The sequence below is a fragment of the Proteiniphilum acetatigenes DSM 18083 genome (genome assembly GCF_000380985.1).
GTDB classification, from domain to species: Bacteria; Bacteroidota; Bacteroidia; order Bacteroidales; family Dysgonomonadaceae; genus Proteiniphilum; species Proteiniphilum acetatigenes.
Genome location: NZ_KB905715.1, coordinates 1 through 26,211, shown reverse-complemented (window position 1 = coordinate 26,211; position 26,211 = coordinate 1). Strand labels below are relative to the sequence as shown.

General features: G+C 45.0%; 23 protein-coding genes and 1 pseudogene. 12 read left to right on the top strand and 12 right to left on the bottom strand.

Going from position 1 to position 26,211, the window contains the following annotated elements; translation table 11 throughout:
* Nucleotides 1–167 (bottom strand): annotated as a pseudogene (locus F597_RS22165) (IS1595 family transposase); the annotation flags it as partial.
* Nucleotides 168–735: 568 nt separating this feature from the next.
* Nucleotides 736–1,623, bottom strand: coding sequence for a 4-hydroxy-tetrahydrodipicolinate synthase (dapA, locus tag F597_RS0119325; protein ID WP_019541401.1), 888 nt, complete (start codon nt 1,621–1,623; stop codon nt 736–738).
* Nucleotides 1,624–1,797: 174 nt separating this feature from the next.
* Between dapA and hydG the strand changes: the two genes are divergently transcribed.
* Both hydG and hydF read left to right on the top strand, forming a co-directional pair.
* Nucleotides 1,798–3,219 (top strand): [FeFe] hydrogenase H-cluster radical SAM maturase HydG, encoded by a 1,422-nt coding sequence (gene hydG / locus F597_RS0119320; protein ID WP_019541400.1) that lies wholly within the window; start codon nt 1,798–1,800, stop codon nt 3,217–3,219.
* A 36-nt stretch (nt 3,220–3,255) separates the two neighbouring features.
* Nucleotides 3,256–4,479 carry a [FeFe] hydrogenase H-cluster maturation GTPase HydF gene (hydF, locus tag F597_RS0119315; protein ID WP_019541399.1) on the top strand — a complete coding sequence of 408 codons (1,224 nt, stop codon included), beginning with the start codon at nt 3,256–3,258 and terminating at the stop codon, nt 4,477–4,479.
* Between the two features lie 35 nt (nt 4,480–4,514).
* On the opposite strand, the gene F597_RS0119310 is transcribed toward hydF, so the two are convergent.
* The 10 genes from F597_RS0119310 to F597_RS0119265 form a co-directional block, all read right to left on the bottom strand.
* Nucleotides 4,515–5,024, bottom strand: coding sequence for an NADH-quinone oxidoreductase subunit NuoE family protein (locus tag F597_RS0119310; protein ID WP_044060499.1), 510 nt, complete (start codon nt 5,022–5,024; stop codon nt 4,515–4,517).
* Nucleotides 5,025–5,189: 165 nt separating this feature from the next.
* Nucleotides 5,190–6,962 carry an NADH-dependent [FeFe] hydrogenase, group A6 gene (locus F597_RS0119305; protein WP_019541397.1) on the bottom strand — a complete coding sequence of 591 codons (1,773 nt, stop codon included), beginning with the start codon at nt 6,960–6,962 and terminating at the stop codon, nt 5,190–5,192.
* Nucleotides 6,963–7,034: 72 nt separating this feature from the next.
* Complete coding sequence (locus tag F597_RS21305; RefSeq protein ID WP_019541396.1) at nt 7,035–8,855, bottom strand: NADH-ubiquinone oxidoreductase-F iron-sulfur binding region domain-containing protein; 1,821 nt, start codon at nt 8,853–8,855, stop codon at nt 7,035–7,037.
* A gap of 25 nt (nt 8,856–8,880) precedes the next feature.
* A complete protein-coding gene (locus F597_RS0119295) occupies nt 8,881–9,270 on the bottom strand; it encodes a (2Fe-2S) ferredoxin domain-containing protein (protein ID WP_026327675.1) in 390 nt (129 codons plus the stop codon).
* 48 nt (nt 9,271–9,318) lie between these two features.
* On the bottom strand, nt 9,319–9,885 hold the full coding sequence (locus F597_RS0119290) for an ATP-binding protein (RefSeq protein WP_019541394.1): 567 nt from the start codon (nt 9,883–9,885) through the stop codon (nt 9,319–9,321).
* A gap of 37 nt (nt 9,886–9,922) precedes the next feature.
* Entirely contained in the window at nt 9,923–10,705 is a 783-nt protein-coding gene (locus F597_RS0119285; RefSeq protein ID WP_019541393.1) for a PHP domain-containing protein, read from the bottom strand.
* A 175-nt stretch (nt 10,706–10,880) separates the two neighbouring features.
* Entirely contained in the window at nt 10,881–11,222 is a 342-nt protein-coding gene (locus tag F597_RS0119280) for a DRTGG domain-containing protein (protein WP_019541392.1), read from the bottom strand.
* Between the two features lie 83 nt (nt 11,223–11,305).
* Entirely contained in the window at nt 11,306–12,670 is a 1,365-nt protein-coding gene (locus F597_RS0119275) for a [Fe-Fe] hydrogenase large subunit C-terminal domain-containing protein (protein WP_019541391.1), read from the bottom strand.
* A gap of 85 nt (nt 12,671–12,755) precedes the next feature.
* On the bottom strand, nt 12,756–13,166 hold the full coding sequence (locus F597_RS0119270; protein WP_019541390.1) for an ATP-binding protein: 411 nt from the start codon (nt 13,164–13,166) through the stop codon (nt 12,756–12,758).
* Nucleotides 13,167–13,348: 182 nt separating this feature from the next.
* Nucleotides 13,349–13,693, bottom strand: coding sequence for a hypothetical protein (locus tag F597_RS0119265; RefSeq protein ID WP_019541389.1), 345 nt, complete (start codon nt 13,691–13,693; stop codon nt 13,349–13,351).
* 337 nt (nt 13,694–14,030) lie between these two features.
* Between F597_RS0119265 and lysS the strand changes: the two genes are divergently transcribed.
* The 10 genes from lysS to F597_RS21300 all read left to right on the top strand — a co-directional run.
* Nucleotides 14,031–15,764, top strand: coding sequence for a lysine--tRNA ligase (gene lysS, locus F597_RS0119260; protein WP_019541388.1), 1,734 nt, complete (start codon nt 14,031–14,033; stop codon nt 15,762–15,764).
* Nucleotides 15,765–15,788: 24 nt separating this feature from the next.
* The gene (locus F597_RS0119255) at nt 15,789–16,784 is read left to right on the top strand and encodes an NAD(P)H-dependent glycerol-3-phosphate dehydrogenase (RefSeq protein ID WP_019541387.1); all 996 of its coding nucleotides are present in this window, start codon (nt 15,789–15,791) and stop codon (nt 16,782–16,784) included.
* Between the two features lie 79 nt (nt 16,785–16,863).
* Entirely contained in the window at nt 16,864–18,213 is a 1,350-nt protein-coding gene (locus tag F597_RS0119250) for a glucose-6-phosphate isomerase (RefSeq protein WP_019541386.1), read from the top strand.
* Nucleotides 18,214–18,365: 152 nt separating this feature from the next.
* Nucleotides 18,366–18,794: an SRPBCC family protein gene (locus F597_RS0119245; protein ID WP_019541385.1), complete on the top strand. Its 429-nt coding sequence runs from the start codon at nt 18,366–18,368 to the stop codon at nt 18,792–18,794.
* 70 nt (nt 18,795–18,864) lie between these two features.
* The gene (locus F597_RS0119240) at nt 18,865–19,605 is read left to right on the top strand and encodes an inorganic diphosphatase (protein WP_019541384.1); all 741 of its coding nucleotides are present in this window, start codon (nt 18,865–18,867) and stop codon (nt 19,603–19,605) included.
* A 48-nt stretch (nt 19,606–19,653) separates the two neighbouring features.
* The gene (locus tag F597_RS0119235; RefSeq protein WP_019541383.1) at nt 19,654–21,087 is read left to right on the top strand and encodes a transglutaminase-like domain-containing protein; all 1,434 of its coding nucleotides are present in this window, start codon (nt 19,654–19,656) and stop codon (nt 21,085–21,087) included.
* Between the two features lie 195 nt (nt 21,088–21,282).
* Complete coding sequence (locus tag F597_RS0119230) at nt 21,283–23,259, top strand: NAD(+) synthase (protein WP_019541382.1); 1,977 nt, start codon at nt 21,283–21,285, stop codon at nt 23,257–23,259.
* A 17-nt stretch (nt 23,260–23,276) separates the two neighbouring features.
* Nucleotides 23,277–24,692, top strand: coding sequence for a RapZ C-terminal domain-containing protein (locus tag F597_RS0119225; RefSeq protein ID WP_019541381.1), 1,416 nt, complete (start codon nt 23,277–23,279; stop codon nt 24,690–24,692).
* A complete protein-coding gene (locus F597_RS0119220) occupies nt 24,689–25,459 on the top strand; it encodes a nucleotidyltransferase family protein (RefSeq protein ID WP_019541380.1) in 771 nt (256 codons plus the stop codon). The genes F597_RS0119225 and F597_RS0119220 overlap by 4 nt, the downstream gene beginning before the upstream one ends.
* Before the next feature lie 384 nt (nt 25,460–25,843).
* The coding region (locus tag F597_RS21300) for an AGE family epimerase/isomerase (RefSeq protein ID WP_185094374.1) at nt 25,844–26,211 on the top strand (368 nt) is incomplete at its 3' end.

The following is a 26,211-nucleotide window of genomic DNA, read 5'->3' as shown; positions in this document are numbered from 1 at the left end:
CGGGAGTGGCACTTCTTGCATTCGTAGCTCGACTTGTTTTCAAGCCAGTAATGATCCTTGCAGTTACATCTTTTACAGGTAATACCGATTTTGTCGCGCTCCTCCTTGAATTTTTGGCGGCAAGCGGCCTCGTCGGGAAACTCTTGAATAAATTGAATCAGATTCATAATCTATTGACATTTAGACTATAAATATACAGATTCTCTTTGATATGAGAAAACATATATCGTTAATTATCAACCGATTTTCCTGCAATTATCCTAATAAATGTTTAGGACTGGTTGCGGATAATCATATAAATTTATTTTATGTTATAACAAGAACCGTCTTTACTCGTGACCTACCCCGATACAATATATCCACCGGACATATGCATACAGCAACACATCATATCACATATACTGATCCTATTGTAGTTATATGGGGTATAAATATTGACCATTTTAATAACCTAAAATTTAATTTTGTCACACTATTTGAGTCGCCTTTGCTCCTCGATTTTCAATTCTACGCTCAACATAGTCAAAACTGGTTTTTACTATGTGTTCGCTTATCGAAAACATTCCAAGCAAGCTTGTCTTCTGTTCATTGATTGACAAAAATGTTCAAAAAAATATCCTTTTGGAAAGAATTTCCACAAAAATAAAGCTTAAAGCCAAATATCCAAAACAGGACAAATCATTTTAACACTAATCACCCTGACAATAGCTTCCTTTTAACATTAATAACTATTCCTCAACTGAATTTAGCAAGCTCCTTTTTTATCTGTTGTAACGTTTTTTCGCTCACGGGAACCAACGGAAGACGAAGTTTGTTGTGTATCATGCCTTTTAAATGGAGCAAGCATTTCACCCCCGCCGGATTGCCTTCTACAAACATAAGATGGAACAATGTCCCAAAATCGGTATTCATCTTACGGCGCGCATCAGCAGCATTACCTTCCAGGGCATTTTTCACCAACCACACCATTTCAACGGGAAAAGCATTGGCAAATACAGAGATCACTCCTATCCCACCAAGTGCAATCACATCAGTGGTAATGGCATCATCCCCTGAAATAACGTGAAACCCTTCAGGAGCCTTATCTATGATCTCCTTAATCTGACTGAGATCACCCGAAGCCTCTTTCACCGCTACAATATTGCTACAGTCTCTCGCCAAACGTAACGTAGTCTCGGCCGTCATATTCACACCTGTCCTTCCGGGCACATTATAAAGTATGACAGGCAGTGGGCATATCTGCGACAAAGCACAGTAATGTTGATAGAGACCTTCCTGTGTAGGCTTATTATAATAAGGTGTGACGGAGAGAATGGCACTTATCCCTGAAAAATCGGTACTTTCCAAGTCACTTACCAGATCGGCCGTATTGTTACCACCTATTCCCATCACTACCGGAATTTTACCATTCACCTGTTCTACAATAAAACGCACCACTTCGTGCTTCTCCTTTTTTGAAAGTGTAGGAGTTTCAGCCGTAGTACCCAAAGCCACAATATAGTCTGTACCGCTCTCCAGATGAAATTGCACTAACCGGGAAAGCGCTTCATAATCTATGGAATTATCCTCTTTGAAAGGGGTGATTAGGGCCACTCCCAAGCCTCTGAGATCGAATTTTGACATGAAAGGTATATTTTTTCCAGCAGTTTATTCACGGAACACTCATTTTAAGAACAAAATGGTTCCGAATCACAAAGGTATATATTTTTAATTAAGTCAGAAATTTTATTCACGGTGATAGAGTAAAATCGTTCTGATAATGTTATCTTTGCGGTGAAGTGAGTAAATAGTAATCGTATGCAATTTAACCCTGAAACATACCGCTTGCCGGATATCCCTATGCAGCCGTTTATCGACACGGCTGAGATATGGGATTATCTGAATAATACCCCTTCCTCACCCGAAAAAGTGCGACGGATCATCGATAAGTCGCTGGCAAAGAATCGCCTGAACCTGAAGGATACAGCGACCCTTATCAATGCGAACGATGAAGAATCAATAAGACTTATCAAAGAAGGAGCAAAAGCGCTCAAGACAAAGATATACGGCAACCGCATCGTACTGTTTGCGCCTCTCTACATAGGCAATAAATGTGCTAATGAATGCATTTATTGTGGTTTCAGGGTATCAAACAGAGAACAGGTGAGGAAAACGCTTTCCATGGGTGAATTGATAAAAGAGATCGAAGCCCTGGAAGAGAGTGGACAGAAAAGGTTGATACTGGTCTTTGGGGAGCATACCGAATACAATCCGGGATTCATCGCGGAGACGGTAAAAACAGCTTATAGTGTAAAAAAGGGGCGCGGTGAAATCCGGCGGGTGAATATCAATGCAGCACCACTGGATATAGAAGGATTCCGTGTGGTGAAAGAGGCGGGCATTGGCACTTATCAGGTATTTCAGGAGACCTATCACCGGGAAGTATATAAAAATTATCATCTATGGGGAAAAAAAGCCGACTATGACTACCGGCTCACTTCACTCGACCGGGCACAGGAAGCCGGCCTGGATGATGTAGGTATCGGCGCATTGATTGGTCTTTATGACTGGCGCTTCGAAGTAATGGGGCTGGTACGCCATACCAATCATTTGGAGGCATGCTATAATGTAGGGCCGCATACCATCTCTTTTCCCAGAATTAAAGATGCTTCAATGCTCAGGATAGGGAAACGTTATTTCGCTTCCGATGAAGAATTCACCCGTCTGGTAGCAATCCTGCGTCTGGCTGTGCCTTATACCGGCATGATCCTTACTGCCCGCGAACCGGCAGCGCTGCGGAACGAACTCATACAATATGGCGTATCACAAATCGACGGCGGAACGAAAATAGAACTGGGCAGTTATGTTTCCCAACAGAAGAATCTCGACCTGAACAGGAGCCAATTCCATATCAACGATGACCGTTCACTCAATGAGATCATCGAAGAATTGCTGCAACAGGGGATGCTCCCTTCGTTCTGTACTGCCTGCTATCGACTAGGCAGAACCGGTGAACACTTCATGGAGTTTTCCGTCCCGGGCTTTATCAAACGGTTCTGCACACCCAATGCGATACTTACACTGGCAGAATATCTGGAAGACTATGCACCCGAAGCAACCGCGCAGAAAGGATGGAAAGTGATAGAGAAAAATATGGACGAACTGAATGAAAAAATGCAGAATGAGATGAGGGATAAAATCAGCAGGATCAAGCAGGGAGAAAGGGATTTGTATCGGTAGTTATTCAGTTGTTATTTTGTAATAATGTGAAACAAATTGAACATTAATAGTTTACATATCGGTATATTCGGCCGTAGAAATACGGGCAAAAGTTCGTTGATCAACATGCTCACCGGACAAGATATCTCCATTGTGTCTAACTTCCCGGGAACGACGACCGATCCAGTAAAAAAATCGGTGGAGATCTTCGATATCGGGCCGGCCATACTGATCGATACTGCCGGAATAGATGATCTGGGAGAGATCGGAAATAAAAAAATCCGGAAATCACAGGAAGTGATCCGGAAAGTCGATTGTGCCATCCTCTTGATTGCCGGCAATCAGTTCGGCGATTATGAGGTACAACTGATAGAACAATTTAAAAAGAATGAGGTCCCTTATCTTTTCGCGCATAACAAAAACGATATCGACAAAATCGCCGCTATCACTGTCACTGCCATTAAACAGCACTCCAACGCAGATATCATAGATTTCAGCACTATCAACCCGGCCGACAAAGACAGGTTAATCACCGCATTAAAACGGATCATTCCGGCAACAGCTTTTCAAAGAAGTTCATTGATCGGCGACCTGGTACGGCCAAAAGATGTGGTACTGCTCGTCACACCCATCGATAGCGAAGCTCCGGAAGGGCGAATGATCCTGCCACAAAATCAAACTATCCGTGATGCACTCGACAACCAGTGCGTGACAGTAGTAGTAAGGGAGAGTGAGATCTCCGATTTTTTACAATTAGGGATCAAACCTGCCTTGGTAATTACCGATAGTTCGGCGTTCGGGATAGTGGCTGAAACACTCCCTGAAGAGATCCCTCTAACCAGTTTTAGTATTCTTTTCGCCCGTATGAAAGGTAATTTCACGGCATTTTTGGAAGGGACGCCATATATCTCCCGACTCAAAGACGGCGACCACATCCTCTTACTGGAAAGTTGTACACATCAGACCAGTTGTGACGATATCGGCAGGGTAAAAATCCCGAAACTGCTGCAGCAATTCACCGGAAAGCAACTCCATTTCACGGTCGTCTCGGGGCTCTCAGAACTTCCCCCGAATATACGGAATTTTTCTCTCGTCATCCAATGCGGCGGCTGCATGGTAACCCGCAAGCAGTTGCTCAACCGGCTCCATCCGTTTATCGAACGGGGTATACCGGTAACCAATTACGGAATGGTGCTGGCATATATGCATGGGATTTTCAGAAGGGCGACTAAGATGCTTGAAAAAAAACCGGTCAACCTGCCACTGTTTCCGGATAATTGAAATATTTCACCAAACTCCGGATCAAAAAGAGTCTGTTACTTTTTATACTCGGCAATGATCGCCTTCACACCATCGGGCGACACCCGGCCGTACACTTTCTCACCGACTAACACTACCGGCGCCAGGCCGCAAGCACCTACGCAACGCAGACAATTGATAGAGAATTTTCCGTCAGAGGTGGTTTCTCCGACCTCCACTTCCAGTTCTTTCCTGAATTCCTCCAGCACCCTCTCGGCTCCACGGACATAACAGGCTGTTCCGGTACAGACAGAGACAGGATGCTCTCCTTTGGGGATCATCGAGAAAAAAGTGTAGAAAGTAACCACACCATACACCTGTGCAACAGGCAGGTGCAGATTGTGAGCCACCACATCCTGCACTTCTGCAGGTATATAACCGAACGTATGTTGTATTTCGTGCAATACATTAATCAATTCTCCGGAATCATTGTTGAAAGCATCGCAAATCTCATTGATCTTCCCGATCTTCTCCTTCGGAAGATTCACTCTCACCTCTACACCGTCGGAGCCAGTCACCTTCTCCATATACTCAAACACCGCAGGCGCTATATTTATTTTCTGATTCATAACTATTTCAGATTTAAAATTCAAGATTCAAAATTCAAGATTCAAGATTTGGAATCTTGTCAACTTTCCATTGTCAATTGTCAATTGTCCATTTTCAATTCTCATCCCACCTTTCCACTTTCTTTAACCATGTAAATGGATAGTAACCTCGTTACTCTTCGGAAAATACTCGGTATGGAGCAGTTGGTGCGCTTTATGGCTGCCAGGCTTACCCAGATACTCTTCGTAAAGCCTGATGATGGATGGGTTTTCATGTGATTTACGAATCACTTTACGCTCATCTTCAGTATAGATTGCTGCAATCCGTCTACTCAGTATCTCGCTGTTACCATGATGATAAGGCTGTCCCCCGCCACCGATACATCCTCCCGGGCAGGCCATGATTTCAATCGCATGGTACTGCGACTTACCGGCCCTTACATCATTCAGCAGCTTACGGGCATTCCCCAGACCATGCGCTATACCTATATTAAGTGGCAACCCGTCAAAATCGACTGTCGCGGAACGGATACCTTCCATGCCCCGCAGCGCATAAAAATCGACTTTTTCTAATGTCTTGCCGGTATAGAGCTCGTATGCCGTGCGGCAAGCCGCCTCAATCACCCCTCCGGTATTACCGAAGATCACACCTGCACCGGATGATTCTCCCAGCGGGTCGTCAAAATCCCCATCAGGAAGATTAAGGAAATCTATATTGGCCTGCTTGATAAACGCAGCCAGTTCACGGGTAGAGATGGAATAATCTACGTCGGGGTTACCGTCTGCCTTGAACTCATCGCGCTGGCACTCATATTTCTTTGCCAGACAAGGCATAATGGAGACCACGATCATATCTTTCCGGCTCACTCCTATCTTTTCGGCAAAATAAGACTTGGCGATGGCACCGAACATCTGTTGCGGCGATTTTGCTGTAGAGGGTACATCCAGCAGATCGGGGAAATTATGTTCAAAGAAGTTCACCCATCCCGGACAGCATGAGGTGAGGATCGGCAGCCGCACTTCCGTATCTCCTGCCAGATACCGCTGAAGACGTTGCAGCAACTCTGTCCCCTCCTCCATGATGGTCAGGTCGGCACTGAAATCGGTGTCAAATATATAATCGAATCCCAGTTCACGAAGGGCAGAGACCATTTTGCCGGTGACCAGCGTACCGGGTGGCAGGTCGAATTCCTCTCCCAAAGCAGCGCGTACGGCAGGAGCTGTTTGTACCACTACTGTTTTAGTGGGATCACTCAAAGCACGGATGATATCGTTGGTATGATCCACCTCGGTCAGTGCACCGGTCGGACAAACCGACACACACTGTCCGCAATAGGTACAGGGTGAGTCTTCGAGGTTCATCTCGAAAGCAGGCGCCACTACCGACATAAATCCGCGGTTTACAGCCGCAAGAGCGCCTACAGTCTGCACTTCATTGCACATCATCTCGCACCTGCGGCACATGATACATTTGTCCACATCGCGGATGATGGAAGGAGAAGTATCTTTCCGGTACCGGGATTGCTCGCCTTCATATGGCTGGCTTCTGATACCGAACTGTATGGCGAGACTTTGCAATTCGCATTGTCCCGATTTAGCGCAGACCAGGCAATCGAACGGATGGTCGGAGATGATCAGTTTAAGCACTGTCGTCCTCGCATTCAACACTCTTATATTATGGGTATGGATCACCATTCCGTTTTGTGCTTCCGTCATACATGAAGGCGCCAGATTACGGCGTCCTTCCACCTCCACCACACAAATGCGGCATCCGCCCGGTTTATTTTCGATACCCATATCGCACAGTTCAAAGTGACATAATGTGGGTATTTCAACACCCGCTTTTCGGGCCGCTTTCAGGATGGTAGTACCCTCTTCTACCTGCACCTTTTTACTATCTATTGTTAGTTCAATCATAATTTTAATTAATTGACAGTTGATAATTGACAGTTGAAAATTAATAGTAGACAGCTAATACATTGTCCATTATCAATTATCCATTGTCAATTGATAATTCACTCTCGGATAATCATTCATCAGGCTGATAGCATCAAACTGGCATTTCTCCATGCAGGCGCCGCATTTGATACAGATCTCCTGATTGATAACATGTACCTCTTTCTTTTCACCGCTGATGGCATGTGTGGGGCACACCCTCTTACAAGCCATACATCCGATACAGTCTTCCTCCGATATCACATAATAGAGTAAGTCACGACATTGACCCGAACGGCATTTCTTATCGTGTACATGTTCCAGGTACTCATCCATAAAATTATCGAGAGTGGAGAGTACCGGATTGGGGGATGTCTGTCCCAGCCCGCATAACGAAGTATCTTTGACGACGCTACCCAAGTTTCTGAGTTTCTCGATATCTTCCTGCATTCCTTTTCCTTCGGTAATCCGCCCGAGAGTTTCATACAACCGCTTGTTGCCGATACGGCAGGGGGCACACTTTCCGCAGGACTCCTCTACAATGAAACCAAGGTAGAATTTTGCTACCGACACCATACAATCATCTTCATCCAATACGATCATACCGCCCGATCCCATCATGGAGCCGGCTGCAGTCAGGCTTTCGTAGTCGATAGGCGTATTGAGATGCTTTTCGGTAAGACAGCCTCCCGACGGACCACCGGTCTGTACTGCCTTGAATTTTTTCCCGTTCTTAATACCTCCTCCAATCTCATAGATGATTTCCCTGAGCGTAATACCCATGGGAACCTCTATCAAACCCACATTATTGATCTTACCCGCAAGGGCAAACACCTTTGTACCTTTCGATCGTTCCGTACCGATAGAAGAAAACCATTCTGCCCCTTTCAGTATAATTACCGGTATATTGGCCAGCGTCTCCACATTGTTCACATTGGTCGGATTCCCCAGGTAACCGCTTTGTGCAGGGAAGGGTGGTTTGTTGGACGGTTCGCCCCGCTTCCCTTCCATAGAATGAATAAGTGCCGTTTCTTCACCACAGACAAACGCGCCGGCGCCATACCTCAATTGAACATCGAAACTAAAACCAGTACCGAAAATATGCTCTCCCAGCAGACCATACTCTCTTGCCTGCGCAATGGCAATTTTCAATCGTTTGATGGCCAGCGGATATTCTGCACGGATATAGATCAATCCTTTGGTAGCGCCTATACAATAACCGCAGATAGCCATCGCTTCGAGGATAGAGTGCGGGTCGCCCTCCAGGATGGAACGATCCATAAAGGCTCCGGGATCTCCCTCATCGGCATTGCAGACCATATACTTTTGATCAGCCTCATTCCGGGCTGCGATCTCCCATTTTAATCCGGTAGGGAAACCGGCGCCACCGCGGCCACGTAATCCCGACCGTTTGATCAGGTCGATAGTCTCCCCAGGAGTATATTCGGTAAGCACCTTCCCCAATGCCTGATAAGCATCGCGTGCGATAGATTCATCAATATTCTCCGGATCGATGGAGCCACAGTTGCGAAGCGCTATGCGTAACTGTTTCTTGTAAAACCCCATATGCTTAGAATCAGGGACATGCTCTTCCGTTTCAGGATCGGTATAAAGCAATCGGTATACCCGTCGCCCCTTGATAATATGTTCGTCGATGATCTCTTTGGCATCGACTGGTTTTACCTGCGTGTAAAAAGTATTATCGGGCAGGATCTTAAGGATAGGTCCCTTTTCACAAAAACCGAAACATCCGGTGCGAATAACCTGTACATCTCTCTCCAGCCCCTTTCTTTCCACTTCGTCGCGCAGCATTTCATACACCAGATTACTTTCGGAAGAGTGGCAACCGGTACCTCCACAAACAAGTAAATGCATTTTATAACGACTCATAAGCTCTGTTTTAGATGGTATTGTAATTTTGCGGGATGATGCCATCCACCAATTCCCCTTCTTTTATATAGCGTTCGATAATCTCATCCGCTTTTCGTGTGTCCACATAACCGAAGACCATCGCCTCCCTGCCCGGCAGGGTAACTTCTACTGTAGGCTCTGCAAAACAGTAGCCCATACATCCTGTCTGCGTGACAACCGCATCGATTTTTCTTTTGTCGAGCTCCTCCACAAAAAACTCCATCACCTCTTTGGCGCCCGAAGCAATACCACAGGTGGCCATAGCTACTTTTACCTGCACCAGCGAGTCCGGATCCTCGGCTCTGTCCCTTAACCTCATACGGGACATCACCTCTTCCTGCCTTCTTTTCAGGTCGGCGAGCGTTCTGATTTCTGTCATATTATTTAAAGTTAATTGTTTATACTCTCTTTCCACTTTTCCACTCAATTACATACATAAAAATCCGTATGTCGGCCGTTTTCCGTAAATCTGCTTCAGACTCTCCCGGATATATTCCCTTACTGCACCCAGCATCTGGGGATGTTGTAATTCAATTCCCTGTTTCTTCAACTCATCGGAATCCAGTATAAATTCTGCATCATCAATCCGGAAGGTAAACCGGAAACAGATATGGGTATTTGTTCTTAATAAGAGAGCAAGATATCCTCCCATATCACCCAACGGCAGACAGTCGGGATGATCGGTACGGTAGATCGCTTCCATTACACTGCCTCTACCTTCTTCTGAAAATACTTTCAGTCTTCCACCTGTCTGTTCACAGGTCATTTTCAAAAAGGGAACTCCTAAACCGACTTTTCGGGTGGTACGGGTGGTAAAGAAAGGATCGTCCAGTTTCTTCACCATCTCCGTATCCATACCAGCACCATCATCTTTTATGCGGAGCAGCAACGTGTGATCGCGACTATTCACTATCAGGTCGATCCCGATCCTCCCCGCACCGGCACGCAGGGAATTTTGTACGATATCCATTATATGCATAGCCAGATCAATCATATCCAATCTTCCGTTTTAATCATGCACTTTCCTCCGGTTATGTATCTTCCCCGCACACGCTCCACCCTGTTCCGGCATAACGACCGGCTTCGATACTATATGTTTCGAATCGGGAATGACACAATGCATCTATGAAACCTTCCCAGGTCGGTTTCTTCATTTCAAACCGTGTATAGGCATGGGCAATATCCTCCGGATAATGGGCATCTGAACCTTGCAGGAAACGCTTCCCCACCAGTTCAGGATGACTCCTGAGAAATGCGCCTGGGGTTGTTGCCTTTGAAATCTCTAACGCTTCATATTCCAGGTCAAAAGGAATGAAGCCGAGTTGACTGATCAGGCTGTTCTTCGGCCGGTCAATATGTGCAGGCACAAAAATACCACCCAACCGGTGTACCTGTTCCGCCACACCCTCTACTTCATCCTCTATGCTCATAAACAACGAACGCTCTTCGTCATAGACGATCCGGTCGTTTTCATCCACTGCGACCTGATATCCAAAGCGAACGGGATCATTTTTCATATTTGTCATCCGTTCATCCAGATAAGACTGAAACGCTTCCACCGCCTGCAGGTGGGGAAAATAACAGAGTGTATGCACCTCTTCCCGTGTATTCACCTCACATCCGGGAATAACATATAGCCCTGCCTTTTCACCCAATTCCATACATACCCGTACATTCCTTGTGCTGTTATGATCGGTAATGCCGATTATCTGCAACCCTTTCTCCTTTGCAATACGGATAATATTACGCGGGCTCATATCCAGATCTCCACAGGGAGAAAGACAGGTATGTATATGTAAATCGGCATTCATCATTTATTCGTTTTGCGCATGTAATTCGTGTTGCGCACGTTATTCGCTTCGCGTTATTCATCCGCTTCGCTCTCATTGTTCAGCCACGGCTGCTGTTTCCCGCCTTGCGGGATTTTCGATTCGCTTCGTTCGTGTTATTATCAAATAATTATCAAGCCACAATCGAACAACTACTGAATCACAACCGAATTATTTGGTACAGTTCTCCTGCAGTTTCAAAAGCAGGTTTCCCAGATGCCAGGATGGCCACTTCTTCCAATTCAGCCTGCTCGAGCACTTCCGGATCCACTTTCCGCTCATTGACCACTATGATAGCGCTCAATTCCTTTAGCGAAGCCACCGCCACGATATTCTTATGCACCTGCGAAGTGATCCAGATCATACCGGGCTCTGCCTTACCCATCACGTCACTTAGCAAATCGGAGACATAAGCGCCGTCCACAACCCTGTCGAGCCATGCTTCACCCGACAGGCACTCGTAGTTCAATTTTTCTTTCAGGTTATTCAGACTGATCTTCATATAATTAAATTAAAAATTAAAAGTGAAAAACTAAAAATGAAAAACTTCCTATTTCTTATTCCCTCCTTCCCACTTTTACACCTTTACACTTTATCCACATATTTATCAAGCCTGCCCTTCCCCCATATTTTCTCTATGACTACAAAGGCCTGGTCGGGACTCAGTTTATAATTCTTCTCCATCACACGCTGCACAAACACACAGTGCGAGATACTCGCCTTATCTTTTACAATATCCTCTGCAAGGCTCCTGCAACCCGGTGCGCCACATGCACCGCAGTCGAAACCGGGGAAATAGGTCATCAGCCTCTCTATCCGTTGGAGTTTAATAAGGGCTTTTTCCATATCCTCATCCAGCAACAAACCATCACGCGGATAGACTGGGTCGATACCAGACATTGCCTGAAGCACTTCCCTGCAATCCATCAGAGAATTCATCACTTTTCCGTTATCCGCATCTTTTAGTTTTTGCAATCTTTTCTGTCTTTCTCCTAACCGTTCTACCGTCAGAAACCTGTTCCCGGGGCAGAGGATACCGCCGGCACAGCCCTGATCGCACGCACGCATCTCCAGAAAATCGATGTCAGAGATCTGGCCCGATTCGAGTTTCTCCAGAAATTCGATTACATTATCCATTCCGTCAATAGCAAGGCCTCTTCCGGGAAAATATTTCTTTTCGGTTCCCGATAACGACCAGTTGACCGAATCGGGACTCATATTAGCGAATGTCTTGTGTAATCCCGGTTTTTTAAAGTCATATAATATTCTGGATGTCTTATTGTAGATCATCGTCATATTGACAGTGCTGTCTATGGGCGAATTCGCCTCTCCCACCGGCACACGGGCAGCTACAATTTTCGCAGCACAGGGAGTAATATAATAAATGGATAACTTATCGGGATCGATCCCCTCTTTCTCTTTCGATATCCGGAGATAAATCGCAGCAATATCGTGGGGAGCTTTCAACCGCATGATCTGTCCGGTAAGTGAAGGATATTGAACCTGGATAAGCCTCACCACCGCAGGACAATAGGAACTGATCATCGGACGTGAAGGATTTTCCTCCGCCATGAACAGATAAGCTTCCTTCATGAAATCGACGGCCTGCTCTACTTCAAATACCTCGTCGAAGCCGATCTGTTTCACGGCATTCAGCACCTGAGTCGCAGAATATTCTGAAGAATACTGACCGATAAAAACCGAAGGTACGAGGGCTATCTTGTAGTTTTCCACAGGAAGGCTATCAAGGCCGTCATCTTTAGCATAGATCGCCCGCTGCGGACAGGCCCGGAAACATTCGCCGCAATCGACACACCTTTCGGGTTGTATCTGTGCATACCCATCCACGATGCGAATAGCCCGTGTGGAACATATACGCATACAATGCGAGCACCCGATACATCTGTCCGGATCAATCTGTATGGAATGTGTGTAGTTCCTGTCTTTCATATGATTATATTTAGATGCAAGAGCCAAGAATCAAGACATAAGACATTATAATCTTAAAACTAAATTCATACGCAACAAACCTGTATCAAAAATTTACGCTGAATGCCAATCGTGTACCCTCGCCGGGACTAGAGACGAGCCGCATTTCATCACTGTTTTTTTTGATGTTGGGCAGTCCCATTCCCGCACCAAATCCCATCTGACGAACTTCTTCCGTGGCCGTGGAGAAGCCTTCTTCCATAGCTTTTTCAATATCCTCAATACCGGGACCTTCGTCCTCTACCACCACACGAATACCAGAGGGTTGGATCTCCACTCTCATGATACCCCGGTAAGCATGAGCAACCACATTCATCTCCGACTCATAAAGAGCGACTGCTATCCTGCGCAACAGAAACGGCGAAATATTGAATTGTTTCAATATTTTCTTTATTTCTGAACTCGCACTGCCTGCAGCACTGAAATTTCCCCCTTCTATATGGTACTCTATCTTCATTCAAATCACCAAATCATCTCTCAATCATACTCTCCCCAGTCTTTCCATATTAATCATCAAATCTGCACTACCTGTTCCGATTTGTCGGGATTGCCACATTAGTTACATTGGCACTACACGTCCCTACTTGTCGGGATTGCCACATTAGTTACATTGGCACTACACGTCCCTACTTGTCGGGATTAATCTACAATCGGCTTTAATCCGTTTTGATAAAGCCTGCCGGAAATTTCGAACATGGTCAATCCGGACTCAATGATTGCTATATTGTACTCTTTGGCCAGTTGGAGCATATCGTTTGACACCCGTTTTCCACGAGCGAAAATAATGCAGGAAATATTGGAGATCTCTGCAGTACGGACTGCCTGCAGAGTGCACAGTCCTGTTATCAGGAGCGTGTTTTCCATATAATAGCGCAGTACATCGCTCATCAGATCCGATGCAAAAGCACTTGTGTACAGGAGAAAGGGATCCGATACAAAAAGCACCTTCCCATTTACTATTTCATTTACTCGATCAACATTCATCTTCACATGGCTCAAGAAATTAACAAAATGTCTCTTCGACAAATACTTTTACCCTGCATTTCTCAGGATAAATAATCACAATGCACAAATTACATTCTACAAATGTAATAAATAATCCGCAATTAAAGAATTTTTTCCGTAATTTATTCTGGTTATATGAAAACAAACCAGTTTGACAATGTTATAGCATAGATATATGTTTATTTATGAATTATTTTGTACTTTTGCAGCCGAAGAGCCGTTGTCTGTCCGCACACATTCACAGACGATCTATTTCGCTATGTGTGAGAGGAGTAAATTTATCTGAAATGAAAACGGCCGAGAAAAAATCCTATTTATGTATAATTCAGAACTGAGTGAACAGGAAGTCATACGCAGGCAAAGCCTGGAAGAGTTAAGAGCGCTGGGAGTAGAACCTTATCCCGCCGCCCTGTATAATGTAAATGCTTATTCCACAGAGATAAAAGATGAATTCAGCGACGACGCCGAGCGGCGTACAGTAAGTATTGCCGGCCGCATTATGAGCCGCCGTATCATGGGGAAAGCATCCTTTATTGAATTGATGGACTCCAAAGGTCGTATTCAGGTCTATATTACCCGCGACGATATTTGTCCCGGTGAAGATAAAGAGTTCTATAATACCGTTTTCAAACGATTGACTGATATAGGTGATTTCGTAGGTGTAGAGGGTTTCGTTTTCCGTACCAAAACAGGTGAGATATCCGTACATGCGGAAAAACTCACTTTATTGTCAAAATCATTGAAGCCGCTGCCTGTCGTGAAAATGAAAGACGGCGTGGCGTACGATAAATTCTCCGATCCCGAATTACGATACCGCAGGCGGTATGTAGACCTGTTAGTGAATGACGGTATAAAAGATATTTTCGTAAAGCGTACCCGCATCTTCGATGCTATGCGTGAATTCTTTAACAGCTATGGTTATCTGGAAGTAGATACTCCCGTACTGCAAAATATTCCCGGTGGAGCTGCAGCGAGACCGTTCATCACCCACATGAATGCACTCGATATCGAACTCTATCTCCGGATCGCCAATGAACTCTATTTGAAACGGTTGATCGTGGGCGGACTTGAGGGTGTTTATGAGTTCTCACGTAACTTCCGCAACGAGGGGATGGATCGTACGCACAATCCGGAATTCACGGTAATGGAAATATACGTCTCCTATAAAGATTATAAGTGGATGATGGAATTCACCGAACAGATGCTGGAGCACGTTGCGATGAAAGTACTCGGGACGACAAAAGCGAAAGTGGGTGATACGGAGATCGATTTCAAAGCGCCCTACCGACGGGTTACCATGATCGACGCCATCAAGGAACACACCGGCATCGATATCAGTGGAATGGACGAGGCTCAACTGCGTGATGTATGCAAACAGCTGGGTGTGGAACAGGACGAGACCATGGGTAAAGGCAAGCTCATCGACGAGATCTTTGGTGAAAAAGCCGAAGGAAAATATATACAGCCTACCTTTATCATCGACTATCCCATCGAGATGTCACCACTCTGTAAACGCCATCGTGAAAATCCTGAACTGACCGAACGGTTTGAACTGATGGTCAACGGGAAAGAGCTGGCAAATGCTTATACAGAACTGAACGATCCGATCGATCAGCGTGAACGGTTCGAGGAACAACTCCGCCTCTCCGAGAAAGGAGACGATGAGGCAATGTTCATTGATCAGGATTTCCTGCGCGCCTTAGAATACGGCATGCCCCCCACATCAGGGATGGGTATCGGGATGGACAGGCTTGCCATGTTGCTTACGGGACAAACCTCTATACAGGAAGTGCTGCTTTTCCCGATGATGCGTCCGGAAAAAACAGTTAAAAAAGATGCCGTATCACATTATACCGACATCGGTATACCGCAGGAGTGGGTCGATCCGCTTCAGCAGGCGGGATATGTCCGGGTAAAAAGTCTCAAAGAACTGAATCCCAACAAACTCCACCAGGAGATATGTGGATTGAATAAAAAATTCAAACTGAATCTGGTCAATCCCACCCCTGATGAGGTAAAAACATGGGTAGCTAATGCCTCGGAACTTTAAAGCCTGATTGTAAAAAAACATATAATGGATTCTATCGGCAAAATTTGTATTCTGGGCGGCGGAACATGGGGAACGGCGCTGGCGAAAATCGTACTGATGAACCAGAAGCATATGAACTGGTTCATCCGGCGGGATGATCAGATAGAGGGTTTTTATAAACTCGGCCACAACCCCAGCTATCTGCCCAATGTGAAATTCAACCTGGCCCAGATCACCTTCTATTCGAACCTGGAAAAGGCAATCAAGGATTCAGACACCATTATCATCGCGATTCCTTCTCCCTATGTAAAACAATATTTCCGACGTATCTGGAATAATACTTTCCGGGGGAAATTTATGGTATCGGCACTGAAAGGAATCATACCGAACGACAATATGGTGATGAGTGAGTTTCTTGCCAGTAATTTTAAGATCCCTATTGAAAATACAGGTGTGCTTTCCGGCCCCTGCCATGCCGAAGAGGTAGCACTGGAACGGCTCTCGTTCCTGACTGCAGCAAGTAAGGATCAGACAAAGGCAAAACTGCTTTCGGAAGCCATCACTTCGAGAATACTCAAGGCCGCCGTTTCAGATGATGTTGTAGGTATCGAACTGGCTGCCGTACTGAAGAATATCTATGCTATCGCAGCGGGTATCTGCCAGGGATTGTTGTATGGGGATAATTTCCAGGCGGTACTGATGAGCAATTGCGCCAAGGAGATGTCTCGCTTCCTGAATGGCGTAGTTCCTATTGAGCGCAATATCACCGAACAGCACTATCTGGGAGACATGCTTGTGACCGGTTACTCTCAGTTCAGCAGGAACAGAACGCTCGGAGCAATGATAGGAAAAGGCTACTCAGTGAAATCGGCCCAATTGGAAATGGAGATGATTGCAGAAGGATACTACGGGGCAAAATGTATTTATGAACTGAACAGCCGTTTCAATATCGACATGCCTATTGTCCAGACAATTTACCAAATCCTTTACGAGAAACTCTCACCGCAAAACGGGATCAAAAAATTGATCGATTTCTTTTAAAGGTGGAAGAGTGGAAGACATCAATCTCATAGACAGTCAATCAACAAATCGTTAAATCATCAAATCAATAAATCAATATATGGATACGATTCAATTACAGATTAAAGATCTCTCCGGTTTCCTCTCGGAAGAAGATATTCTGAAACAGTCGGCACAAGCAACCGCCTGCAATCAGGCGCTTCATGACGGCTCACGCGAAGGCAACGATTTCCTGGGATGGGTAACACTCCCCTCCTCTATTACCGACCAGATATTGAGGGAAATTGAAGACGCAGCCACAGTACTCCGTACGCACTGTGAAGCAGTGGTAGTAGTGGGAATCGGCGGAAGTTACCTCGGTGCCCGTGCAGTGATTGACGCCCTCTCCTCGTCATTCGATTGGCTGCAGGAAAAGAAAGATCGCAAAAATCCGGTGATCCTTTATGCCGGAAACAATATCAGCGAAGATTACCTGTGTGAACTGAAGTGTTATCTCGACGACAAACAGTTTGGTATCATCAATATCTCCAAATCGGGTACGACCACCGAACCTGCTATCGCCTTCCGGTTGCTGAAAGATCAACTGGAAGATAAAGTAGGCAAAGAAGAGGCCAGGAAACGGATTGTAGCCATTACCGACGCATCAAAAGGGGCGCTTCGTACTTTGGCCGACACGGAGGGATACAAAACATTCGTCATCCCCGACAACGTAGGGGGGCGTTATTCCGTTCTCACACCGGTAGGACTGCTTCCCATTGCCGTAGCAGGAATAGATATTCGTAAACTGGTAGCCGGAGCTGTAGAAATAGAAAAAGCAACCGCACCTTCCACCTCTTTTGATTATAATCTACCCGCTATCTACGCAGTAATCCGCAATGAGTTGTACAAACGGGGCAAAAAGATTGAGATACTGGTGAACTATCACCCCAAACTCCATTACCTGGCCGAATGGTGGAAGCAACTTTACGGCGAAAGTGAAGGGAAAGAGGGCGTGGGTATCTTCCCGGCAGCAGTCGACTTCACTACCGATCTCCATTCTATGGGGCAGTGGATACAGGAAGGCGAACGTACCATCTTCGAAACAGTAGTAACGATTGGAGAGGCGAACGAAAAAGTACTTATCCCGCGTGACGGGAGAGACCTCGACGGATTGAACTATCTGGAAGGAAAACGGGTTGACGAAGTAAACAAGATGGCAGAACTGGGTACGCGTATCGCGCATGTGGACGGCGGCGTTCCCAACCTGACAATAGAAATACCCAGATTGAACGAAAAATATATCGGACAGTTGATCTATTTCTTCGAAAAAGCGTGCGGCATCAGCGGTTATCTGCTTGGGATCAACCCATTCAACCAGCCGGGAGTGGAAGCATACAAAAAGAATATGTTCGCCCTCCTGGAAAAACCGGGGTATGAGGAAGCAACCAAAGCGATCAAGGCAAGGTTATAATTTCATTTTCCTTGTCATATGGTAAGAAAAGTTGCCTGTCGGCAACTTTTTTTATTTAGTGGCTGTTAAACCAACAGAGTATTTTCCGTTGGTTCGTTTAAAGCGAAGCCATAAAGAAATAACAAAGTTATTAACAGTCAAACAATTATCGTATGAAAACAATCTCATTTGAAAAGAAAATAAATGCCCCGGTTGAAAAAGTATGGGAAACACTGTGGAATGACGATACATACCGGGAATGGACAAAACATTTTATGCCGGGATCTCACTATGAGTCTGACTGGAAAATCGGAGGAAAGACACTGTTTCTGGATCCGGATCGTAACGGAATGTTCGCGACCATCACGAAACTGGAAGCACCGTATGAAGTAATTTTCAACCACTTGGGCGAGATGTTGAACGGAATTGAAGGCAAAACCTACGGAGAGGGAGGGTCTTTTGAAAAATACCTGCTAAGCGAATCGGACGGCATTACCACGTTGACCGTATCCGTTGATGTGGAGGATGAATATGAACATGATATGGATGAAGGATTTACCAACGGATTAGAAGAAGTAAAACGGCTGGCAGAAAACAAATAAATTGCACCATATCCGTTTTTTTTGTACATTTGAACGATTAAGCGAATTATAATCGCAGCAAACGTTTAAAATGGAACAAATACTCTCAGATTATCTTCATACACATTCGTTCACACATTTCGATCTTAAAGCCGTTATTTTCGATATGGACGGCGTACTGTACGATTCCATGCCGGCACATGATAAGTCGTGGCAACAAACAATGGATGAAATGGGACTCCGGCACCTCCCTCACGAATTTTATCTTCAGGAAGGCCGGATCGGCCAGTCGACCATCGATACCGTTTTTCAACGGAACCTGAACCGTAATGCCACAGATGAGGAAGTAAAAAAGATTTATGCCCGTAAGACAGAGCTATTCCAACAGTATAATAGCGGGAAAATCCTTCCCGGAGCTGCTGAGGTACTGGAATATGTACAGGCGAACGGACTAAAACCCGTTCTGGTCACAGGATCAGGTCAACCCTCTCTACTGGATCGGCTCGACACACATTTCCCCGGAGTGTTCACGCCCCAAACCATGGTGACCGCTTTCGACGTGAAACAGGGCAAACCGCATCCTGAGCCTTATCTGATGGGGCTGCAGAAAGGCGGTGATCTGAAACCCAACCAGGCTATTGTTATAGAAAATGCACCGCTGGGTATCAAATCGGCCGTCGGTGCAGGTATTTTTACTATTGCCGTGAATACAGGCCCACTCCCCGACTCTGTACTGACCGAGGCGGGCGCTTCGGTAATTTTCAGTTCTATGGAAAAACTGCTTGAAACAATGCCGGAAATACTACGGCTCACACAGACAATCAGTATTTAGACCTATTCTCTCCCTGAATAAAAAACTTCAACTTTAAAATCACAACCGATGAGAACTATTTTGAGCTTATTTATTCTGCTATTCCTGCTCGATTGTTCATCTCCAAAACAACAAGATACCACCGGAGAGATCAACAAACAAATAGCATCGGGTAATTTCACAAGGGCAACGGGACTCATTGATTCGCTTATATCGGAAAGACAGCTAAGTGAAGAGCAACAATGGACCCTTCTTTTTACACGAGACTCTTTGCACAGGGTAAGGCTGGATTTCAATAAAACAAGAGATGAAGTTGTCGACTGGATAGAAAAAAACCGGTTATTTACCCCTTCCGATTCACTGCTGGACAGATGGGAACAATTAAAAATACTCGAATTCAGGATTATTGACGGAGAGAAACGATATTTCCGGAATGCCGCCCCCAATATATTCAGGGTGGATGTATCGGCAAGGGAACTTACCGGAGTAACTCCCCCGACAACGGATGTACCTCTCGATGTGTTATTGGTGGATGCTTTCCAAAATAAAATCAAAAGCAATGCGAAAGGAAAATATCTTCTTCCGGAGAAAACAATGAAAGCACACTACACCCTGACAGTGAAGGCAGATGCCGTTCCCGACGGAGAAATATTGAAAGCCTGGTTACCCTTTCCGAGAAAGGATGTCGGCAGACAGACAGATATAAAACTACTTGCAACCTCACAATCCGACTATATCTTATCTGACGACAAAACAGCACATACCAGCCTCTATATGGAACAAAAAGCTGTTGGAGGCAAACCGACAGTTTTTTGGGTCGATTTCGAATTCACCTCTCAGGGGGAGTGGTTCGATCTGTCTGAGATAGAGACAATCCCTTTCGATAGAAATAGCACACTATTCCAAACATATACCGCTGAACAGTATCCACACATCCGGTTTTCGGAAAATATCCGGAACCTGACCGACAGTGTAACTCAAAATGCACAAACACCAGTGGAAATCCTTCAGGCAGTTTACCGTTATATTGCCTCCAACTTTCCCTGGGCAAGCGCACTGGAATATTCCACCATCGAGAATATCCCCGAATATGTTATCGAAAGCCGCAAAGGCGATTGCGGACAAGTTACACTGTTATTGATAACAATGTTGAGATATAAAGGTATTCCGGCCCGTTGGCAAAGCGGATGGATGACTCACCCGGGAGAAGTGAACCTGCACGACTGGGCGGAAGTCTATTTTGAAGGGGCCGGTTGGATTCCGGTCGACATTTCGTTTGGCCGTGGCAAACCGGTTCCTATCCTGCCGGGGCGCGAATTCTTCATGAGTGGTATCGATTCCTACCGTTTATACGTCAACTCCGGTTTTTCGGGAGAATTCTATCCCGGGAAAGAATATCCCCGTAGCGAAACAGTAGATTTTCAACGGGGTGAAGTAGAGTCCGACCAATGGAATCTTTATTTCGATCATTGGAAATATAAGATGGATTTAATTTACCGATAATGGATTCTATTCATTATCTTTGCAATAAAGATTGCAACTCCATCAGAAATGAAATGGATAAGCAATCAACTATTACACAGCGACATATAAAATAAAAAACACACTAAAGCCAGTTATTTTAATTTGTCATACTGTTTAGTAAGTATTTTAAACATCAAGGTTCCATACACCGAAATTAAAAAATAAAATAATCAAATGAACATCAATGATTATGGATTTCTGCGTGTGGCAGCAGCGTCACCTAAACTCAAGGTGGCGGACTGCGATTACAACACCGAAGAAATAAAACGGGTTATAAAGCAGGCACAGCAGGAAGATGTGCAAATACTCTGCTTCCCTGAATTATGCCTGACAGCTTATAGCTGCGGCGATCTGTTTTTCCAGAAAACACTGCAACAGAAAGCGCTGGAGTCGTTATACAAATTGGTTCGCTTTTTGGAAGAGAGGCCATCCATTATCACTATCGTAGGGCTTCCCCTGCATATCAAAAACAGTCTCTACAATGTAGCAGCCGTATTGTCAGGTGAGGGTATTCTTGGCTTTGTCCCCAAAACCTATATTCCCAACAATAATGAGTATTATGAAAAAAGATGGTTCACATCCGGAAACGATCTCACCGATCTCACGGTAAATATAGAAAGCAACAAATTCGATCTGACAGTAGATATTGAAAGCAGCAAGGTACCGATCTCCTCGAAAGGGTTGATCTTTCATACCTCTTTCGGCAACTTCGGCATCGAAATTTGCGAAGACCTCTGGATGCCTGCTCCACCATCATCCGAACTGGCTATGCTGGGAGCCGATCTGATCTTTAACCTCTCGGCGAGCAATGAACTGGTGGGCAAGAATCGCTATCGGAAATCCCTCGTACAGCAACAATCGGGGCGATGTAACGCAGCATATATCTATGCTTCGGCAGCTTGGGGCGAATCCACTACTGATATGGTTTTTTCCGGAGCCTGCTTCATCGCTGAAAACGGATCCTTGTTGGCCGAGTCGGAACGATTTTCATCGGATAGCGAACTGATTATTGCGGATATCGATATCGAAGCATTACGCTACGACCGGTTGAAGAACAGCAATTATCCCTCCAAAACATCCCACAATAAAACCGAGATTGACTGTTATATTGATTTCGTGACTCCGGACAAAATGTATCGCAGATTCAATCCTCATCCTTTTATTCCTCCAAAAGAAGAAAACAATGAGAGTCTCTCAGAGGTATTCAATATTCAAATACACGGACTGGCGAAAAGACTACTTCATACCGGCATAAAGAAGGTTACCATCGGCGTTTCGGGTGGATTAGACTCTACGCTGGCACTTTTAGTGACCGTCAAAGCATTCGACCTGCTGGCTCTCCCGCATGAAAATATCTACGGTATCACCATGCCCGGTTTCGGGACTACCGGCAGGACATACGATAATGCTGTCGCCCTGATGAAATCGCTGGGTGTAACCGCTAAAGAAATCTCGATAGTGGATGCTGTCACACAACATTTCAAGGATATCGAACACGATCCCAACAATTACGACGTGACCTATGAGAACGGTCAGGCACGCGAACGCACACAGATATTGATGGATTATGCCAACAAGATCGGAGGACTGGTAGTAGGTACCGGAAATATGTCGGAACTGGCACTGGGATGGGCAACCTATAACGGCGACCATATGTCGATGTACGGCGTGAACACAAGTGTACCAAAAACACTCGTCGCAACTCTCGTAAGGTGGATCGCCGATGCCCGGACAAATGAAGAGACTTCCCGCAGGATATTACACGATATATTGGACACCCCTTTCAGTCCTGAACTGCTACCACCCCGCGAGGATGGAAAGATTGCCCAGGAAACAGAACACTTCGTGGGTCCTTACGAACTGCACGATTTTTTCCTGCATCGTATGCTCCGCTATGGCGACGCACCATCACGCATACGCTTTATGGCTGAACAGGCGTTTGCCGGAGAATATTCCATCAAGGAAATAGTGAAATGGCTGAAACTGTTCTATAGGCGGTTCTTTGCCCAACAGTTCAAACGCTCCTGCATGCCGGACGGACCTAAAGTAGGATCCGTAAACCTCTCTCCCCGAGGCGACTGGCGCATGCCAAGCGACGCATCAGTAAACATCTGGCTTGCGGAACTGGAAGAATGGGATGTATTGGAATAAACAAGGAATAATGAATTATGCAACAACTTATATCCCTCTTCACTTCATATACCGGCAAGCCTAATCCCACACTGGAAGCTCTACCCACTTCGGGGTCGAACCGACGATACTTCCGGCTCAAAAAAGATGATTTATCACTTATCGGCGTGCATGGGGAATCGCGCGAGGAGAACCGTGCATTTATAGCATTGTCCCGCCATTTTCATCAGCAGCAACTGAACACTCCGGAGATATTTGCCGTTTCGGAGGATGAAATGTTCTATATCCAACGGGATCTGGGAGATGAGATTCTGTTCGATACCATCAAAGGAGGCAGACTCACGGGCGTTTTCAGCCATGAAGAAAAAGCACTCTTACACAAAACCATTGCGATGCTTGCCGATTTTCAGGTGAAAGGTGCAGAGGAACTGGATTTCAATGTCTGCTATCCTCTACCGGAATTCAACCACCGTTCTGTATATTGGGATTTGAATTATTTCAAGTATAATTTCCTGAAAACTACCGGTATGGATTTTCAGGAAGATCTGCTGGAGAATGATTTTGAAAAACTGGCAGAAAACCTGCTGCAGGACCAATCGGAGACTTTCATGTACCGCGATTTCCAGTCACGTAATGTAATGCTGGTAGACGGAAATCCTTATTTTATCGATTTTCAGGGCGGCAGGAAAGGTCCTGTCTATTATGATGTAGCGTCATTCCTCTGGCAAGCGAAAGCCAACTTTCCCGAAGAGTTACGGAATGAACTTATTCACACATATATAGAATCATTAAAAAAATACCAACATGTAGATGAGTCTGGTTTTCTGAAACAACTCCGTCAATTCGTCCTTTTCCGTACATTACAGGTTCTCGGGGCTTACGGTTTCAGGGGATATTTTGAAAAAAAACCACATTTTATCCAAAGCGTACCGTTCGCACTTAATAATCTCCGGGATCTACTGAAAGAGGGTTTTGAGGAATATCCTTATCTCAGTGGCTTATTAAAGGAGATGACAGAACTGAAACAATTTGCCGATTCCCGCAAGCGTGAACTGGAAGTACGCATTTACAGTTTTGCCTATAAAAAAGGGATCCCCAACGACACTTCCGGCAACGGAGGCGGATATGTGTTCGATTGCCGTGCCATCAATAACCCGGGAAAATATGAACGGTATAATAATGTAACCGGTCTGGATGAACCGGTAATCCAATTTCTTGAGGAGGATGGAGAAATGCTGGAATTCCTTGACAGCATCTATCCTTTGGTGGACAGGCATGTGAAGCGATACAAAGACCGTGGTTTCACCGACCTGATGATCTCGTTCGGGTGTACCGGCGGGCAACACCGTTCGGTCTACGCCGCCCAGAAAACGGCAGAACATATCTCGAAAAAATTTGGCATTAAAGTCTCACTGGTACACCGGGAACAGAATCTGGAGCAGGTTTTTAGATGAAGGCGATGATATTTGCCGCAGGGCTCGGCACAAGACTAAAACCTCTTACCGACACGATGCCTAAAGCATTGGTGACGGTCGGAGGAAAACCGTTGTTGCAGCATACTATTGAAAAACTGAAAGCCGCAGGGTTCAATGAGATCATCATTAACGTACATCATTTCGCAGAACAGATTATCGACTTTGTAGAGGCAAACCGCCATTTTGGTATTCATATCGAAATTTCCGATGAACGGGAAAAACTGCTCGATACGGGAGGAGGGATTAAAAAGGCTTCCCCGTTCTTCAACGACAATAAACCGTTCCTTGTGTATAACGTCGACATCCTGTCCAATATCGACTTACGGAAATTATACGCAGCACATATGCAAAGTAATTTCCCGGTTCCGAAGCGACAATCCGGTCATTCTCCTCTCGCCACACTCGTCTGTAGCGAACGCCAAACATCACGTTATCTCCTGTTTGACAAAAATGATCACCTGAAAGGATGGATCAATGAGAAAACAGCTGAACTGAAATCACCTTTCCCCGATTTTGATCCCCGACACTATAAAAAATTAGCTTTTGCCGGGATCCAAATTCTTCACCCAGCCATTTTTCAATATATGGCCGGCTTTCCGGACCGTTTCTCCATTATCGAATTTTACCTGTCAATATGCAATAAAGAAGGACTAATCTGTTATATCCCGGATAACCTACAATTGATGGATGTAGGAAAAACGGATTCCCTGCAAGAAGCTACACAATTTTTAAATCAATATTATTAATGCGTTCAATCCAAAATACAGGAAATCAAAAACTCTCATTATTAACTCCTTAATATTTTTCATCCTAAAATGAAATATCTTTCTACTTCCCTTCAAACGGGAGACTATCCGAAATAGACACTTCTGCCAATCTCATTCAAAACTAAAGTAAATTAAGATTCCATATCCTTCTGTAATTTTATATTAGCCCCATTTTAACTTAAATTCTAAATAATCTAACCCTGTCAACCAGTTAAACTTCGTTAACTGATCTATATATAATAAATTATTTTACTTATATATTTGTATATATAAATTTATTAATCTTAATTTGCAGATATATTTAAAAACAATTATCTTATTAATAAGGGAAACAGAATTAAATTATGAGATAAGATGGTAGAAATGAACAATTTTAACATATTAGCTTCGCAATATAAAACGGAATTATTTGAAAATGTGATCCCTTTTTGGCTGTCACACTCTCAGGACAAGGAATTCGGCGGATACTTCACTTGCCTCGACCGGCAGGGGAACGTGTTCGACACCGATAAATTCATCTGGCTTCAGGGCCGTCAGGTCTGGATGTTCTCGATGCTGTATAATAAGGTAGATAAACGGCAGGAATGGCTCGATTGCGCCATACAGGGTGCTGAGTTCCTGAAGAAATACGGGCATGACAGTAGCTTCAACTGGTATTTTTCGCTTACCCGGGAAGGAAAACCATTGGTGGAACCATACAACATTTTCTCCTACACTTTCGCGGCCATGGC